Here is a 15227-nt window from a genome sequence, read left to right as displayed (position 1 = left end):
GGTCCCTCCTCGTACCGCGGCTCAGCCGACCTGGATCTTGTAGACGTCCACGGTCTGGTGGTGGGCCGGCTGGTAGGTGTAGCCGGTCAGGCCCTGGCGCAGGACCGTCACGTACTGCGAGTTCGCCAGGTTGACGGCGTAGTGGTCGGCGGCGATGAGCTTCTGGGCCTCGCTGTACGCGGCGCACCGCTCGGCCTCGTCGGTCGCCTGCTGGCCCTGCTCGGTGAGCTTGTCGACCTCGGCGTTGTCGTAGCCGCCGCTGTTCAGCCCGCCGTTGGCGAAGCTGGAGTGGAACTGCAGGTACAGCACCGCGTCCGGGTCCGGGTACGGCGGGAAGCCGTAGATCATGCCGAGGTCCGGCGTGGTCTCGTTGGTCTTCAGCCGCTCCACGTACTGCGGGTAGGTGATGGCCTCCAGGTTCAGCTTGACGCCGATCTCGGACAGGTTGGACTGCAGCAGCGTGGCGGCCTGCTCCATCTCCGCCGTGGCCTTCAGGTACGTCATGGTGAGCGTGACGCCGCTCAGCCCGGCGTCGGCCAGGATCTGCTTGGCCTTGGCCACGTCCCTGACCGGCTGCGGCGTGGTCTCGTCGAAGCAGGTCATGCCGCTGGGCAGGACGCCGACGGCCTTCTTGCCGGCTCCCTTGAGGATGGCGCTGACGTGCTGGTCGTAGTCGTAGGCGTGCGCGATCGCCTCACGCAGCTTCGGGTTCGACACCGCCGAGTCCTTCATCTTGAAGAACACGTACAGCTGGACGTTGGTGTCGGCCTTGTCGACCGTGAACCCGGAGCCCTCCATCCCGGCCCAGTCGGTGGGCGCGATGTCCATCGCGATGTCCACGTCGCCCGAGGCCAGCGCCGTCTTCTGGGTCGCGGCCTGCGGGAGGTAGCGGAACACCACGTCCTTGGCCTGGTTGGTGAACCCGCCCCAGTAGCCGTCGTAGCGGGTGAAGCGCGCCTCCTGGTTGGCGGTGTAGCCGGCCAGCTTGTACGGGCCGGACCCGGCGTCGTTGGTGGCCAGCCACTTCTGGCCGTCGTCGTCGCCGGCGTTGGCGGTCACGAGCTTGGAGTTGAGCAGGTAGACGCGGGTGAGCGCGGAGGCGAACGGCGCGTTCGGCTGCTTGAGGTTGATCCGCACGTGGGTGTCGTCCACGACCTCGGTGGAGTCGTAGGCGCTCACCAGGGACGCGACGCCGATGCCGAGCCGGGCGACGCGGTCGAGCGTGTACTTCACGTCGGCGGCCGTCAGCTTGGCGCCGTCGTGGAAGGTCACGTCGTCGCGCAGCGTCAGGTCGAGCGCGGTGCCCTTCTCGTCGAACTTCCACTCCGTGGCGACCGACGGCGACAGCTCGTTGCCCTCGTACCGCAGCAGCGTGTCGTAGGCCGGGATGGACACCTCGTCCACGGTGGAGTTGTCCGCCTGGGCGGGGTCGAAGGTCGCCGGGGGCTCGTTCTCGGCGATGATCAGGGTCTGCTTGCGCGCGTCCGCGCCTGCCCCGGTGGAGCCGGCGCCGCCGCCGCACGCCGCGAGGGCGAGGGAGGCGGCCAGGGCGGCCGCGACCAGACGCAGGGGACGGACCCGGCGGGACGGTCCCGCTGATGGGGGGATGCGGTGGTGCATGGATCTTCTACCCTTCATGAGTACGCCGTTGCGGCGAACACCTGCTTCCGGCCACGGCGCCTTGCCGTGTCCCACGTGGTCAGGACTCCGGGGCGGCCGTTCGCGCCGCTCTGGCCGGCGTGGGCCGCCAGGCTCCGGAGTCGTCCACGACGACGCCGTAGACCCGCTCCGCCGCCTCCGCGCTGACGTAGCCGTCGAGCACGTCGGCGACCACGGCGGCCGGGTCGCGGTCGAGCGGGTCGCCGTACCCGCCGCCGCCCGCGGTGCGGTTGACGAAGCGGTCCCCCGCCCGCATCGCCGCCCGGTACATGCCGACCCGCTTGGCCCGGTCGGTGCCCGGCCACAGCACCATCTCGCTGGGCTCGGGCTCGTGGCCGCCGTCCAGCGCCCAGGGGCGGGTCTTGCTCTTCTTCTTCATCGACAGCACCTCGCCGTCGGCGAGGTAGCGGACCTGCCGCAGCACGCCCACGCCGCCACGGAAGCGGCCCGCCCCGCAGGAGTCGGGGATCAGCTCCAGCCGCTCGTGGAACACGGTCGACTTGTGCTCCAGCACCTCGATCGGGGTGTTGCGGACCACGCTCTGCGAGGGGTGCTGCTGGGCGTTGGCGCCGTCGCGGTCCTTGCGCGCGCCCCAGCCGATGCCCTCGTTGTTGCTGATGACGAAGTCGGCGCCGGTGCGCGGGTCGTTGCCGAGCGCCATGAAGCCCGGCTCGTCGCCGCCGGAGGAGGCCGGGATGGTGTCGAGCACCTGGGCCAGGGCCTTGTGCAGCAGCTCGAAGGCGACGATGGCGCTCCACTGGGTGAACGTCGCCACCGGATACTGCGCGTTGAAGAAGTTGCCGGGGTCGGCCACGACGGACAGCGCCCGGTAGTGCCCGGCGTTGGACGGCTCGTCCGCGCTGGTCAGCTCCTTGAACGTGGCCTTGGCCAGGCTCTCGGTGGCGCCGATGGGCAGGTTGACCGGGCCCAGCACGGCGCCGTCGGAGCCGTTGAAGTCGACCTCCATGTGGTCGCCGTCGATGGTGACCTTGACTTCCATCCGGATCAGGTCGTCGGTGATGCCGTCGTCGTCGCAATAGTCCACGGCGGTCCAGGAGCCGTCGGGCAGCGCGGCCACGGCCTTGCGGGCGACCCGCTCGCCGTGCTCGATGAGCTGACGGATGGCCTGGTCCACGGTCTCGCCGCCGAACTTCTCCCACACCTGGGCCAGCCGGTTCTCGCCGGTGCGCAGCGCCGCGAGCTGGGCGTGGAAGTCGCCGATGGTCAGGTCGGGCAGCCGGGAGTTGAACCGGATCAGCTCGATGATGTCCCGCACCGGCTCACCACTTCTCACGATCTTCGTGCCGGGGAAGATCAGGCCTTCCTGGTGCATGTCGGTCGAGTCCAGGACGTAGCCGGGGGCCTTGGCGCCCAGGTCCATCCAGTGGGCGCGGACCGCCAGGTAGGCCGCGGGGCCGTCGTGCCCGTCCCGGAACACCGGGGCGAACAGCATCGCGTCGTAGGAGTGCGCGCCGCTCCAGTACGGATAGTTCAGCAGGTAGACGTCGCCGGGCGCGAGGTTCTCGCGGCCGACGTACTCCACGCCCTTGACGATGGCGTGGTCGTTGGCGCCCAGGAACGAGGTGATGCCGGCCGCCTCGGCGGTCAGGTCCAGGTCGGCGTTGTAGATCGAGATGCCGAAGTCCAGCACCTCGTAGATGACCGGGTTGAACGCCGCCCTGACCAGGGTGCGGCGCATCTGCTCGCCCACCGAGACCAGGTAGTTCCTGATCACCTCGACGGTCGCGCCGTCCAGCCGCTCGCCCGTGCTCATGCCTGGCCTCCCGTGATCACCAGTTGCCCGTATCGGTCGACGGTGAGCCGCTGGTCTCCGAAGATGACCGTGGTGGAGGTGCCTTCCTCCACGATGGCCGGCCCGCTCACCTCGTGGCCGGCGCCCAGGGTGGCCCGCGCGTACACCGGGAACGGGACCGTCTCGCCCGTCGCGACGTCGAACGCCGGGCGCTCGGCGATCGGCTCGGGGGTGGCGGTCCCGGCCGGCGGCAGCTCGCGCAGGCCCGGCTTGGCCAGCCGGCCGACCGCGCGCACCCGCAGCGTCAGGATCTGGCCCGGCTCCGGCATCGCGTGGCCATAGCGGGCCTCGTGCTGCTCGCTGAAGCGGGCGAGCACGGACGCCGCGGTGTCGCCCGGCACCAGGTCGATGCCGAGGCTGTGCTCCTGGCCGTGGTAGCGCACGTCCAGGCGGCGGATCAGGGTGCGGTCCTCGGGCTTGACGCCCTGGGCGGACAGCACCTCCTCGCCCTGCCCTTCCAGTTCGGCGAACGTGTCCTCCACCGCGGCCAGCGTCTCGTCGGTCAGCGGGCGCAGGACCGTGGTGGCGAACTCGTACTCCAGGTCCGACATCAGCATGCCGAAGGCCGAGAACGCGGCCGGGACCTGCGGCACGATCGTGGTGGCGATGCCCATCTCGCGGGCCAGCATGGGCGCCAGCAGCGGCCCCGCCCCGCCGAACGCGAGCAGCGCGAACTCCCTCGGGTCCAGCGCCCGCTCCACGGTGATCTCGCGCAGCGCGCCGACCGTACGGGCCAGCAGGACCTGGAAGACGCTCGCCGCCGCCTTGGTGACGTCGACGCCGAGAGGCTCGGCCAGCTCGGTCCGCACGGCGGCGCGGGCGGCGTTGGCGTCGATGGTCATGTCGCCGTCCAGGAACCCGGAGGGGTCCAGGTAGCCGAGGACCAACGCCACGTCGGTGACGGTCGGCTCGGTGCCGCCGGCGCGGTACGCCACCGGGCCGGGCACCGCGCCCGCGCTGTGCGGGCCGACCTTGAGCAGGCCCTCGTCGATCCAGGCGATCGAGCCGCCGCCGGCGCCCACGGTGCGGATGTCGAAGATCGGGATGAGCAGCGGGAAGCCGTCGATGGCGGCCTCGTGCACCTCGCCGGGCTCGCCGTCCTCGATCACGCAGCAGTCCAGGCTGGTGCCGCCCACGTCGAAGGTGATCACCTTCGGCAGGTTCTGCTCGCGGGCCAGGAAGGAGGCGCCGACCACGCCGCCCGCGGGCCCGGACAGCACGGTCATCAGCGGCGCCTGCCGGGCCAGCTCGGAGGTCATCGCGCCGCCGCCCGAGCGCATGATGTGCAGCGGGTGGGTCAGCCCGGAGTCGTTCAGCCGCGACTCCAGGGTGGCGATGTAGTCGTTCAGCACCGGCCGAATGTAGGCGTCGAGGGTGACCGTGCTGGTCCGCTCGTACTCGCGGTACTCGCGGGTGATGTCGGTGGAGGTCGAGACCGACACCTCGGGGTACGCCTCGCGCAGGATGCGCGCCGCCAGCCGCTCGTGCTCGGGGTTGGCGTACGAGTGCAGGAAGCAGATGGCCAGCGAGCGCAGGCCGTGCTCCTCCACCAGCACCCGGCCCGCCTCGCGCACCGCGTCCTCGTCCAGCGGCTCGATCATCGTGCCCTGGGCGTCCACGCGGCCGGGCACGCCGGCGCGGTGCCGGCGGGGGACGAGGGGCGGCGGCGGGGCGTAGGAGAAGTCGTACATGTACTGGGAGGGCACGTTCGCGCGGGCGATCTCCAGCAGGTCGCGGAAGCCCTCGTTGGTGATGATCCCGACGTCGGCGCCGCGCCGCTGGAGGATCGCGTTCAGGCCCAGCGTGGTGCCGTGGACGAACGCCTCCACGTCGTCCAGCCGGTCGGCGAGCCCGCCGACCGCGTCGAGGACGCCGCGTGCCGGGGCGTCGGGGGTGGTGGAGGCCTTGTGCAGCCGCAGCTCGCCGGTGGCGTCGTCGTAGGAGATGGCGTCGACGAAGGTGCCGCCGATGTCGACGGCGAAGCGGGTGCGGCCGGAGTCCTGGCTCACTGTGCGCCCTCCGTGGCGTGGTGGTCGGGTACGGCGGGCAGGTCGTCGCGGACGACCCGCCCGGCCTGCATGACGAAGGTGATCCGGCGCAGCGCCGACAGGTCGCTCAGCGGGTCGCGCTCGGTGACGATCAGGTCGGCGAGGTGGCCCTCCTCCACGACGCCCGCCTGCCCTTCGAGGCCGGTCAGGCGGGCCGCGTCGAGGGTGCCCGAGCGCAGCGCCTGGTGGGTGTCGAGCCCGGCCTCGGCCAGGAACTCCATCTCACGGACCGCGACCACGGTGTCCTCGATCGGCGCGCCGGGCGGGTAGTCGGTGCCGGCCAGGAAGGTGATCCCGGGCTTCTCCGGGTCGGTCGGGTCGGCGACGCCGGCCGCGATGGCGGTGCGGATGCTGGCGAGATGCCCGGGTCCGACCTCCAGCGCCCGCTCGATCTGCCACGGGGTGAAGGCGTGCTCGGCCATCCAGTCGGGGCAGCGGGTCACGCACAGCGTCGGGGTCAGGTAGACCCGCTGCGCCGCCATCTGCCTGGCGGTGGCCTCGTCGAGGTCGTAGGCGTGCTCGTAGCCGCGCACCCCGGCGGTGAGCGCCTCGCGGATGGCCGAGCCCGCGCCGGCGTGCGCGGTCACGTACGTGCCGTGCTCGTCGGCGGCGCGGACCACGGCGCGCATCTCGTCGACGGTCATCTGCGCGCCGTTGAACGACTCGCCCTGGTGGGCGATGCCGCCGGTGATGAAGATCTTGATGAGGTCGGCCCCGGCGGCCAGTTCCGTGCGGGCGGCGCGCAGGAAGGCGTCGTAGCCGTCGGCGTAGGCGCAGCCGCTGCCCTGCCCGTGGCCGCCGGTCGTGGAGATCGCCCGGCCGGCGCCCACGATCCGCGGCGCCTCCACCCAGCCCTGGCCGGCGGCGGTGCGGACGAGGAGGTCGGCGCGGTTCTGCTCGTGCACGGTCCGGATCGTGGTGACTCCCGCGTACAGCGCCTCGCGAGCTCTGGACAGCGCGCGCAGAGCCGTGATGCCGGGGTTCTCCGACTCGTCGTTGTCCGAGAACGGGTAGACCACCGACAGGTGGGTGTGCACCGAGATCAGCCCGGGCAGCAGGTAGCGTCCGCCCAGGGGCACGGTGCGCGCTCCGGGGGGCGGGGCGTCGGTGGTGATCCGTTCGATCCGGCCGTCGCGTACGACGACGTTGGTGTCCCGCCGGATCGATCCGGATCGCACGTCCACGACGTGACCGCCGGACAGCCACACGGGCTCGGTCACGGGCGCTCGCCCGTCTATCGCTGTCACCGTTTCCTCATCTCTTCTTCTCGGGGAGGTTGTGCATGAGCCGATCCGGCCCCAGGTCGGAGACGTCCACGGGCGGCTCCGCACCGGCCACGAGGCAGCGCAGGGTCTCGGCCCACAAGGGGGCGAAGGTGAAGGCGTACGTGCCGCCCGCGACGAGGAACCCCGGCCTGCCCGGCACCTCGCCGATCACCGGCATCTCGTCGGGCGTGGCCGCGAGCGGCCCGGCCCATGCCCGCAGCAGCCGCAGCCGGCGCACGAACGGCAGGATCCGCACGGCCAGGGCCAGGTTGCCCACCATGCTGTCCACGCCCGCGTCGCTGCGGCCGTCGAGGTTCAGCCGGCGGGCCGGCCAGCCGCCGCCGACCAGCAGGTTGCCCGCGTTCACCTGTTTGACCGACAGTCCTTCGCCGATGTGCTGGACCAGGTGCGGCAGGCCCGACGAGCAGCGCACGGTGGCGTGCATCTGGATCGCCACCGGGGCCATGTCGAGCGCGACCCCGGTCAGGGCGGCGATCTTGTGCAGCCACGGCCCGGCCACGTCGATCACCACAGGGGTCTCGATCTCCCGCGCACCGGCGCGCACCCGCCACGAGCCGCCCTCGCGGGCGATCGCGGTGACCGGCGCGAACGGCACCACCTCGGCGCCGTGCCGCACCGCGTCGTCCAGGTAGGCCGGGGTGACCTTCAGCGGGTTGGCGTAGCCGTCGTGCGGGCACCAGGTGGCGGCGGCGACGGTCGGCCCGAGCTGCGGCAGGGCGTCGCGGGCCGCGTCGCCGCCGAGGATCTCCGTCTTGATCCCGGCCGCGTTCTCCCAGTCCTGCTTGTCGTACAGCTCCTGGACCTGCTCGGGGGTCTCGGCGACGGTGAACCCGCCGCTGCGGCGCAGCTCGACCGAGGCGCCCAGGTCGTCCTCGACGGTCTCCCACAGGTCGCTCGCGGCGCGCTGCAGCGGCGCGAACCGGGCGCTGTCCAGGGGGACGGCCTGGCCGGGACGCCGGGTGTGCACCGCCTGCACGTGCAGGTTCCCGGCGGTGGTGCCGGAACCCTCCCGTCCGGGGGCGCCACGTTCCAGCACCACGACCCGGTGGCCGTCGCGGGCCAGCCTGCTCGCCGCCGACGCGCCCAGCACGCCGGCGCCGACGATCACCACGTCCGCCGTCCTCATGCCGGCTCCCCTTCGCCGGCCATCTCCAGCAGCGTGGCCACCGGCACGGGGCGGACCGGGAGCCGGGACGGGAAGACCCCCGCGGGCAGCCCGTCCGCCGGGGACGCCCGGGTCACGGCGGTGACGGCGAAGCCGCACTCCCGGCCCTGGCACGGTCCCATGCCGGCGCGGGTCCACGCCTTGGCGGCGTTCACGTCGCGGCCCGCGGTCCTGGCGATCCCGCGGACCTCTCCCGCGGAGACGGCCTCGCAGCGGCAGAGCGTGGCGGCGTCCGGCAGCGCGGACGGCAGCAGCCGCGCCAGCTCGGCCGGAGCCGGGTAGAGCGCGTCGGTCAGCCGCTTGAAGTGCGCGAGGCGGCGACCGGCCGCGGCCAGCCCGCGCGCCTCGCCGGCGCGGGGTTCGTGCCCCTCGCGGCCCAGGATGTCGAGCGCGGCGGCGAGGCCGCGGACCTCCGCGACGGGCGCGCCGCCGATCCCCGCCGCCTCGCCGATGACGTACACGTCGTCGCGCGAGGAGCGCCCCGAGTCGTCGAGCTCCGGTGTCGCGTCCCCCGTCGCCGGGTCGGTGCGCACCGCGCAGCCGAGCATCCTGGCCAGGTCGGTCTGCGGGCGGAAGCCGTACCCGACGCAGAGCGCGTCCACCTGGACCGTGCGCACCGGCCGGGTGGGCGCGGTGGCGGCGGCCAGCGTCACGGAGGTGATCCGGTCGCCTCCGTCGGCGCGCACCACCACGGTGTTCTGCCAGAGCGGCACGCGTGCCCTGGCCAGTCGCGCGGCGTATCCGGCCAGCTCACGCAAGCGCGCGGGATGCCGTACGGTCCCGAGCGCGCGGGTGCTGGGCCGGTAGGGACGGCCGGCTTCGGCGATCCCGGCGACCGTCACGCCGAGGTCCAGCAGCGAGCAGGCCACCGGCAGCAGGAACGGTCCAGAGCCGGCCAGCACGACCCGCTCGCCGATCGGCGTGTGGTCGGCGGCGGCCAGATGCTGGGCGAAGCCGGGCGTGGTCACGCCGGGCAGCTGCCAGCCGGGGAAGGGAAAGGGGCGCTCGTGGGCGCCGGTGGCGATGATCAGGTAGCGGCCGCGCAGCCGCACGGGACGCTCCGCGGGGTCGCAGACCAGCAGTGTGCGCCCGTCGTCGCCGACGCCCCAGACCAGGTGGCCGGTGCGGCACTCGACGCCGGCCGCGCGCACGGCGCCGACCAGGCGCCCGCCCTCGGGGCGGTGGTCGCCCCAGACGCGGGCGACCTCGGGGGCGGGCCGCCTGAAGTACTGGCCGCCCAGCTCCGCCTGCTCGTCGACGACGGTGACGCTCAGCCCGGCGGCGGCCAGCCGGTGCGCGGCGGTCAGCCCGGCGGGGCCGCCTCCGACGATCACCACGTCGCGCTCGTGGACGGTCACGCCCGCTCCTCCTCGGTCTCGACGCGCATGCCGGGGCGTACCGGGGTCAGGCAGGCCCGCACGCCGGGCCGGCCGTCCACCGTCACCTCGCATTCGAGGCAGACGCCCATGCCGCAGAACGGGCCGCGCGGCTCCTCGCTGACCGGGTTGTAGCGGAAGGTCCAGGTGCGGTCGCCGACGAGCGCCGCCGCGAGGCTGACGCCCTCGACGACGCTGACCGGCCGGCCGTCCACGTGGATCGTGACCGTGCGCGGCGGCGTCCCGATGACGGCCTTCGCTCTCATGCCCGGGCTCCCGCCGCGGCCTTCAGGCCGGATTCGGTCAGGACGGCGTCGATCGCCCGCAGCGTCGCCTCGTCCTCGATCGGCAGGAGCGGCGGGCGGACGTGCCCGCCGGGCTGGCCGAGCAGGTTCATCGCGGCCTTGAGCTGGGCGATGGGCGTGCCGTAGACGCCGCTGTAGTCCGGGTTGATGAGCCGGGACGACAGCGCGCCGTAGCGGCCGGCCCACTCGCGGGCGGCCTGACGGTCGCCCGCGGCGACCGCCTCGTAGTAGGGGACGGCGAACGGGGCTCCCATGCCGCCGCCGTCGATGTTGCCGTCGCCGCCGATCTCCATGAGCACGGCCAGGCCGCGCCGGTGCAGGAAGCTGCCGAAGACCCGCACCCGGTCGCAGACCGCCTCGACGGTGCCGAGCATCCGCAGCCAGTCGCCGGTGCTGTCCTTGATGGCGACCACGTTGTCGAGCGCCGCCAGCCGCTCGGCCAGCCCGGGATGGGCGGAGATGTCCACGGCGACCCCGCGCGGCCAGTTGTAGACCATGAACGGCAGCGCGGTGGCGGAGCTGATGCGGTCGTAGTAGTCCACGATCTCGTCGGGGCCCGGGTGCACGTACGGCGGCGGCGTGGCGAGCACGCCGTCGGCGCCGGCGTTGGCGGCGTGGCGGGCCAGGCCGATCGCCTCGTCCGGCGTGTAGGCGGTGATGCCGGCGACCATGGGGAAGCGCCCGGCGACCTCCTCCGCCGCGATCTCGACGACCCGCCGGCGCTCGTCCGGGCTCTGGCTGAACCACTCGCCGGTGCTCCCGTTGACCAGGACCCCGTGCACGCGCTGCTCGGCGTAGAGGCGCAGCAGCGCGCGCCACGCGTCCTCGTCGAGGCGCCCGTCGGCGGTGAAGGGAGTGGGAGCGGCAGGCCAGTAGCCGTGCCAGGTGACGTCGTCGCGGTCCATGCGGTTCTTCGACCTCTAAAAAGTTGGAATGGGATCGATTGCATAAGGTTGTAGCATCCGCCGGTTTCCGGTCAAGGGCGAAACCGGGTTTTTACCGGCGAAATCTCGGCGTTACATCGACGTACGAGTGATCTTCTGGAAGGATCACCGTGCACAATGGGATCGATCCCAAAGATCCACGCCAGGCAGGAGGACGATGCGGATCGGACTGAAGGAGGTCGCCGCGGAGGCGGGGGTGTCGCGCAGCACCGCCTCTCGCGCCCTCAGCGGCTCCCCGCTGATCTCCGCCGAGACACGAGCGGCCGTCGAGGAGGCGGCCGCCCGGCTCAACTACCGCCCCAACCGGCTGGCCGGCGCCCTGCGCACGCGGCAGTCCCACCTGGTGGGCCTGGTGCTCAACAACCTCATCAACGCGTCGTTCCACACGATCGCCGAGGTCGTCCAGCGCCGCGCCGCGGCCGAGGGATACCAGGTCATGCTGGGCATCACCGACGCCGACCCGGCGCGGGAGAAGGCGTTCCTGCTCACCCTCGCCGCCCACGGCGTGGACGGGATCGTCATGATCGGCACGGGAAAGAACGGCGCGACCACCAACGCGCTGCGCGCCGAGGGCGTGGCGGTGGTCAACGTCATCCGCCGTCCGATCGACAGCGCCGCCCCGGCCGTGCTGGCCGCCGACCGGGAGGGCGCCCACGCGGCCACCGCCCACCTGCTCGACCTCGGTCACGAGCGCATCGGGTTCATCGGCGGCGAGCCGACGGCCAACTCCGGGCGGGAGCGGTTCGCCGGATACGAGCAGGCGCTGCGGGAACGCGGCCTCGACCCGGACGCGTCACTGATCGAGCGCGGCCCCTTCACCCCCGCCTTCGGCACCGAGGCCATCGCCCGGCTGCTGGGGCGCACGCCGCGGATGACCGCGCTGTTCGCCGCCAACCACGAGGCCGTGTTCGGGATCCTGCCCACGCTGGCGAGCACCGGCGTCGCCATCCCCGGCGACCTGTCGCTGGTGTGCTACGAGGACATCCCGTGGCTGCGCTACTGGTCCCCCGCCATCACGGTGGTCGACAACGGCGCCAGCGAGCTGGGCGAGCTGGCGATGAACCTCCTGCTGCACCAGCTGAAGCAGACCCGGGGCGCGGAGAACGGCGAGACCCCCAACGGCCGCGCCTACCGGGTGGGCGCGCAGCTCATCCTCCGCGACTCCACCGCTCCCCGCGCGCGGGGCGGCGACCGCCCGTCGGGTCCCACCGCGGCGGCCGTCGAGGCGTAGGGATCGGGACAGAGCCGCGGGCGAGTTTTCGTCCGCGGCTCTGCTGTTCCATGCGCGCCGGCGCCGGTCTGGAACGTACCGAACGGCTTGGGCTACTGAATTCGATTTCGACAGCACGCGCTCATCGCCCCGATGCATGGGCCCGCATCCGGCGGCGAAACCGCCGTGAAGAAGCCTTTGCCGGGCCCCGCTCCGGGGGATCGGGGAAACCGCCGGACGGGCTTTTCTCAATACGGCCGGGAATCAGGCTGGCGGAAGAGATGCCGAGCTGATATGGACGCTGCACCGGGCACCCGCCGTTATCGGCTACGCACTGGTCACGCCGGGTGGGACGGACGGATCGGGCGCGCGGGACCGCCCGGCTCCCAAGCGCTCAGGACAACCTTCTCCCGCCATGAATCGGCTCGTTCTCCCGTCGGCCTGCCCGCCCGCTCCGGATGGTTCAATGCGCGCCCCGGATGACTTCACGCTCCGGTCTCCGCGTTTCGCACGCACCATAGTCACGGGAGGACAACCCGTCTACTGAAGACCGCTACAGTAGACCGCAAGCCTATGACTATGGAGCTGCAGCATGGCTAAGCAGATTCGCGAGATTTACATTGACGACCTCGACGGAAGCCGGATGTCGTCCGAGAACGTCGTCAAGTTCGGCCTCGACGGCGTCGCCTATGAGATCGATCTGGGAGAGAAGAACGAAGAAGCGTTGCGCAAGGCGCTGTCGCCCTTCATCACCAAGGCTCGCCCGGTCAAGAGCGAGCGGGCCGGGCGCGGCCGTCGCGGGTCCGGCGGCGCCGCCCGCGCGCTGAGCCGGGAGAAGTCCGCCGAGATCCGGCAGTGGGCCAGGGCCCAGGGCCTGCCGGTGAGCGAGCGCGGCCGGATCGCCTCCTCGGTGGTGGAGAAGTACGAAGCCGCCCACTAGGGCGCTCCTGGCATCGCCCGAGAGGTGGCCGGCCGGCCACGGGCTCGGGCGAGGTTCAGGCCCCGGCGGGGCCGGAGCGGCGGCGGCCCACGGCGCGACGGCGCCGGCCACAGCCATAGGTCCCGGAAACCAGGGGCGTTCGCCGCTTCCCCCGGCCCGCCCGGGAAACCATCCTGACGGTGTCACGGCATGTGGAGGTGAACCGATCATGATCGGTGGACGCGTGATCATGGAAGCCCCGGCGATCGACGCCGAACTGCTGGCCCTGAAGAAGCGGGTCGACGACCTCGACGAACAGGTGCGCACGCTGACGGCCGCCTGCCTCGCCCTCGCGCGCGCCGTCGAGAACGCGCCGCGCCGGACCCCGTCCGGCTGAGCGTCCGCCCCCGCGTGGCGCGCTGACCAACGACCGTCCGGCAGAGGACTTCCGGCCCTTCGATCCGCCTCCTCCATGAGGTGCGATGGAGGGGACGACAAAGGAGACCCCGATGCGGATGACCGTCGCGGACGTGATGACGACCGAGGTCGTCTCCGTCACCGCCACCACCCCGTTCAAGGACATCGCGGAAGCGCTCATCACCGGCGGCATCAGCGCCGTCCCCGTCGTGGACGACGACCGCCACGTGATCGGCATGGTGTCCGAGGCCGACCTCCTGCGCAAGGAGGAGTTCAGGGAGCAGTTCTACCGTGAGGGCTACCGGCCGCCGCTCCGCGCCCGGCTGCGCAACCCCAAGGGACGGCAGAAGGCCGAGGGCGACACCGCCGCCGACCTGATGACCGCTCCCGCGGTGGCCGTCTCCCCCCAGGCGTCGGCGGTCGAGGCCGCTCGCCTGATGGACGCGCACGACGTCAAGCGGCTGGCCGTCGTCGACCCCGACGGCCGGCTGGCGGGCGTCGTCAGCCGTCGTGACCTGGTCAAGCTGTTCCTGCGCGGCGACGAGGAGATCGCCGCCGAGGTCCGCGAGGACATCCTCGACCACGCGCTGTGGGTGGAGACCTCCGGCGTGCGGGTGGAGGTGTACCAGGGCGTCGTGACGCTGTCCGGCTGGATGGAGCGCCGCACCGAGGCCGCCATCGCCGTCCGGATGACCCGCCGCGTCAACGGCGTCGTCGATGTCATCGACAAGCTCACCTGGAAGCAGGACGATTCCGCGTGGGAGGGCAGGTAGCCATGCTGGTGCGCGAGGTCATGAGCAGCCCGGTGGTCACCGTCCGCGGCGCCGACCCGGTGCGGCGGGCCGTCCGGATCCTGCACGGCCACGACATCACCGCCGCTCCGGTCGTCGACGACGCGGGCCGCCTGGTCGGCGTGGTCAGCGAGCTGGATCTGCTGCGCGGGGAGTTCGAGCCCGACCCCCGCGCCACCGTGACGCCTGTCCCCCGGACGGACGGGCCGCCGCCGCACCGGGTGCACGAGGTGATGACCGGCGACGTCGTCACGGTCACCGAGACGACCGACGTCACCACCGCCGTCGACCTGATGGTGGGCAAGCGGATCAAGAGCCTGCCCGTGCTCCGCGGCAAGGAGATCGTCGGCATGGTCAGCCGCCGCGACCTGATGGCCATGCTCGCCCGTACCGACGACGAACTGCGCGCGGCGGTCGAGGCGGCGCTGCGCGAGCAGTATCCCTCCGGCCCGAGCTGGGACGTCACCGTGCGCGACGGCGTGGCCGAGCTCAGCGGGCCGCCCTCCGAGCACGCCGGTCAGATCGCCGGTCTGCTCGCCCGCACCGTGCCCGGCGTCGTCCGGGTCAAGCTCCTGAGGAGATCGCCATGACCGCCATCGTCGAGAACGTGATGACCACCGACGTCGCCGCCGTCAACCAGAACGCGTCCTTCCACACCGTGGCCGAGCTGCTCATCAGCCGGGGCGTCAGCGGGGTCCCGGTCCTGGACGACGAGAACCGCGTGCTGGGCGTCGTCTCCGAGGACGACCTCCTGGCCAAGCACGAGTTCAAGCAGCTCTACTACGGCGAGGACTACCGGCCGCCGCTGCGGGCGCGCATCCGCCACGGCGCGGGCGCCGGGGGCGGCGGCTACCGCAAGTCGCTCGGCGAGACCGCCGGCGCGCTGATGACCAGCCCCGCCCGTGTCACCACCCCCGACACGCCGGTCGTGGCCGCGGCACGCGTGATGGACCGCTACGGCGTCAAGCGGCTGCCCGTGGTCGACGCCGGCGGACGCCTGGTCGGCATCGTCAGCAGGCGCGACCTGATCAAGATCTTCCTGCGCCCCGACGAGGACATCGAGCGGCACGTACGGGAGATCGTCCGCGCTGGCGACCACGCCCTGGACGTCGCCGTCGCCGAGGGCGTGGTCACCCTGACCGGCACCCTGCCCGAGCACAGCCAGGCCGTCACCGCCGTCCGCCTGGCCGAGAACGTCGACGGCGTCGTCTCCGTCCGCGACGAGCTCAACTGGAAGCACGACGACATCGCCGACGTGCCCATGTGGGGCGGCGCATGACACACGCGCCGGAGC

At 72.5% G+C, this 15227-nt stretch carries 14 protein-coding genes; 6 read left to right on the top strand and 8 right to left on the bottom strand.

Going from position 1 to position 15227, the window contains the following annotated elements; genetic code table 11:
• Positions 1 to 21 precede the first annotated feature (21 nt).
• From FR742_RS12160 to FR742_RS12125, 8 genes are all read right to left on the bottom strand, one after another.
• Positions 22 to 1620, bottom strand: a complete 1599-nt coding sequence (locus FR742_RS12160) for an ABC transporter substrate-binding protein (RefSeq protein WP_187281118.1) — start codon at positions 1618 to 1620, stop codon at positions 22 to 24.
• Positions 1621 to 1699: 79 nt separating this feature from the next.
• The gene (locus FR742_RS12155; protein ID WP_148031061.1) at positions 1700 to 3433 is read right to left on the bottom strand and encodes a hydantoinase B/oxoprolinase family protein; all 1734 of its coding nucleotides are present in this window, start codon (positions 3431 to 3433) and stop codon (positions 1700 to 1702) included.
• Positions 3430 to 5481 (bottom strand): hydantoinase/oxoprolinase family protein, encoded by a 2052-nt coding sequence (locus tag FR742_RS12150; RefSeq protein ID WP_148031060.1) that lies wholly within the window; start codon positions 5479 to 5481, stop codon positions 3430 to 3432. The genes FR742_RS12155 and FR742_RS12150 overlap by 4 nt, the downstream gene beginning before the upstream one ends.
• Positions 5478 to 6740, bottom strand: a complete 1263-nt coding sequence (locus tag FR742_RS12145; RefSeq protein ID WP_187281117.1) for an amidohydrolase family protein — start codon at positions 6738 to 6740, stop codon at positions 5478 to 5480. Before FR742_RS12145 ends, FR742_RS12150 begins: the two co-directional genes overlap by 4 nt.
• Before the next feature lie 34 nt (positions 6741 to 6774).
• The gene (locus FR742_RS12140) at positions 6775 to 7932 is read right to left on the bottom strand and encodes an FAD-binding oxidoreductase (protein WP_187281116.1); all 1158 of its coding nucleotides are present in this window, start codon (positions 7930 to 7932) and stop codon (positions 6775 to 6777) included.
• The gene (locus FR742_RS12135) at positions 7929 to 9329 is read right to left on the bottom strand and encodes an FAD/NAD(P)-binding oxidoreductase (RefSeq protein ID WP_187281115.1); all 1401 of its coding nucleotides are present in this window, start codon (positions 9327 to 9329) and stop codon (positions 7929 to 7931) included. Before FR742_RS12135 ends, FR742_RS12140 begins: the two co-directional genes overlap by 4 nt.
• Positions 9326 to 9613, bottom strand: a complete 288-nt coding sequence (locus FR742_RS12130; protein WP_148031057.1) for a (2Fe-2S)-binding protein — start codon at positions 9611 to 9613, stop codon at positions 9326 to 9328. The genes FR742_RS12135 and FR742_RS12130 overlap by 4 nt, the downstream gene beginning before the upstream one ends.
• Positions 9610 to 10557 (bottom strand): dihydrodipicolinate synthase family protein, encoded by a 948-nt coding sequence (locus tag FR742_RS12125; protein ID WP_148031056.1) that lies wholly within the window; start codon positions 10555 to 10557, stop codon positions 9610 to 9612. The genes FR742_RS12130 and FR742_RS12125 overlap by 4 nt, the downstream gene beginning before the upstream one ends.
• Positions 10558 to 10753: 196 nt before the next feature.
• Between FR742_RS12125 and FR742_RS12120 the strand changes: the two genes are divergently transcribed.
• The 6 genes from FR742_RS12120 (at position 10754) to FR742_RS12100 (ending at position 15212) form a co-directional block, all read left to right on the top strand.
• Complete coding sequence (locus FR742_RS12120; protein WP_148031055.1) at positions 10754 to 11827, top strand: LacI family DNA-binding transcriptional regulator; 1074 nt, start codon at positions 10754 to 10756, stop codon at positions 11825 to 11827.
• 571 nt (positions 11828 to 12398) lie between these two features.
• Positions 12399 to 12746 carry an Lsr2 family protein gene (locus tag FR742_RS12115; RefSeq protein ID WP_148031054.1) on the top strand — a complete coding sequence of 116 codons (348 nt, stop codon included), beginning with the start codon at positions 12399 to 12401 and terminating at the stop codon, positions 12744 to 12746.
• Positions 12747 to 12954: 208 nt separating this feature from the next.
• Entirely contained in the window at positions 12955 to 13122 is a 168-nt protein-coding gene (locus FR742_RS44485) for a hypothetical protein (RefSeq protein ID WP_187281114.1), read from the top strand.
• 112 nt (positions 13123 to 13234) lie between these two features.
• Positions 13235 to 13915: a CBS domain-containing protein gene (locus FR742_RS12110; RefSeq protein WP_261808485.1), complete on the top strand. Its 681-nt coding sequence runs from the start codon at positions 13235 to 13237 to the stop codon at positions 13913 to 13915.
• Entirely contained in the window at positions 13900 to 14523 is a 624-nt protein-coding gene (locus FR742_RS12105; RefSeq protein WP_148031053.1) for a CBS domain-containing protein, read from the top strand. Before FR742_RS12110 ends, FR742_RS12105 begins: the two co-directional genes overlap by 16 nt.
• Positions 14520 to 15212 (top strand): CBS domain-containing protein, encoded by a 693-nt coding sequence (locus FR742_RS12100; protein WP_148031052.1) that lies wholly within the window; start codon positions 14520 to 14522, stop codon positions 15210 to 15212. The genes FR742_RS12105 and FR742_RS12100 overlap by 4 nt, the downstream gene beginning before the upstream one ends.
• The last annotated feature ends 15 nt before the right edge of the window (positions 15213 to 15227 follow it).

Origin of the sequence: Nonomuraea sp. C10 (assembly GCF_008017515.1) — a bacterium.
In the GTDB taxonomy this organism is placed as follows: domain Bacteria; phylum Actinomycetota; class Actinomycetes; order Streptosporangiales; family Streptosporangiaceae; genus Nonomuraea; species Nonomuraea ferruginea.
The sequence above is the reverse complement of the archived record's forward strand: the minus strand, read 5'-3'. Positions and strand labels throughout refer to the sequence as shown.

Coding starts and splice junctions, on each gene's coding strand:
- FR742_RS12160 (WP_187281118.1), bottom strand. CDS start 1,620: ATGCACCACCGCATCCCCCCATCAGCGGGACCGTCCCGCCGGGTCCGT.
- FR742_RS12155 (WP_148031061.1), bottom strand. CDS start 3,433: ATGAGCACGGGCGAGCGGCTGGACGGCGCGACCGTCGAGGTGATCAGG.
- FR742_RS12140 (WP_187281116.1), bottom strand. CDS start 7,932: ATGAGGACGGCGGACGTGGTGATCGTCGGCGCCGGCGTGCTGGGCGCG.
- FR742_RS12130 (WP_148031057.1), bottom strand. CDS start 9,613: ATGAGAGCGAAGGCCGTCATCGGGACGCCGCCGCGCACGGTCACGATC.
- FR742_RS12125 (WP_148031056.1), bottom strand. CDS start 10,557: ATGGACCGCGACGACGTCACCTGGCACGGCTACTGGCCTGCCGCTCCC.
- FR742_RS12120 (WP_148031055.1), top strand. CDS start 10,754: ATGCGGATCGGACTGAAGGAGGTCGCCGCGGAGGCGGGGGTGTCGCGC.
- FR742_RS12115 (WP_148031054.1), top strand. CDS start 12,399: ATGGCTAAGCAGATTCGCGAGATTTACATTGACGACCTCGACGGAAGC.
- FR742_RS44485 (WP_187281114.1), top strand. CDS start 12,955: ATGATCGGTGGACGCGTGATCATGGAAGCCCCGGCGATCGACGCCGAA.
- FR742_RS12110 (WP_261808485.1), top strand. CDS start 13,235: ATGCGGATGACCGTCGCGGACGTGATGACGACCGAGGTCGTCTCCGTC.
- FR742_RS12100 (WP_148031052.1), top strand. CDS start 14,520: ATGACCGCCATCGTCGAGAACGTGATGACCACCGACGTCGCCGCCGTC.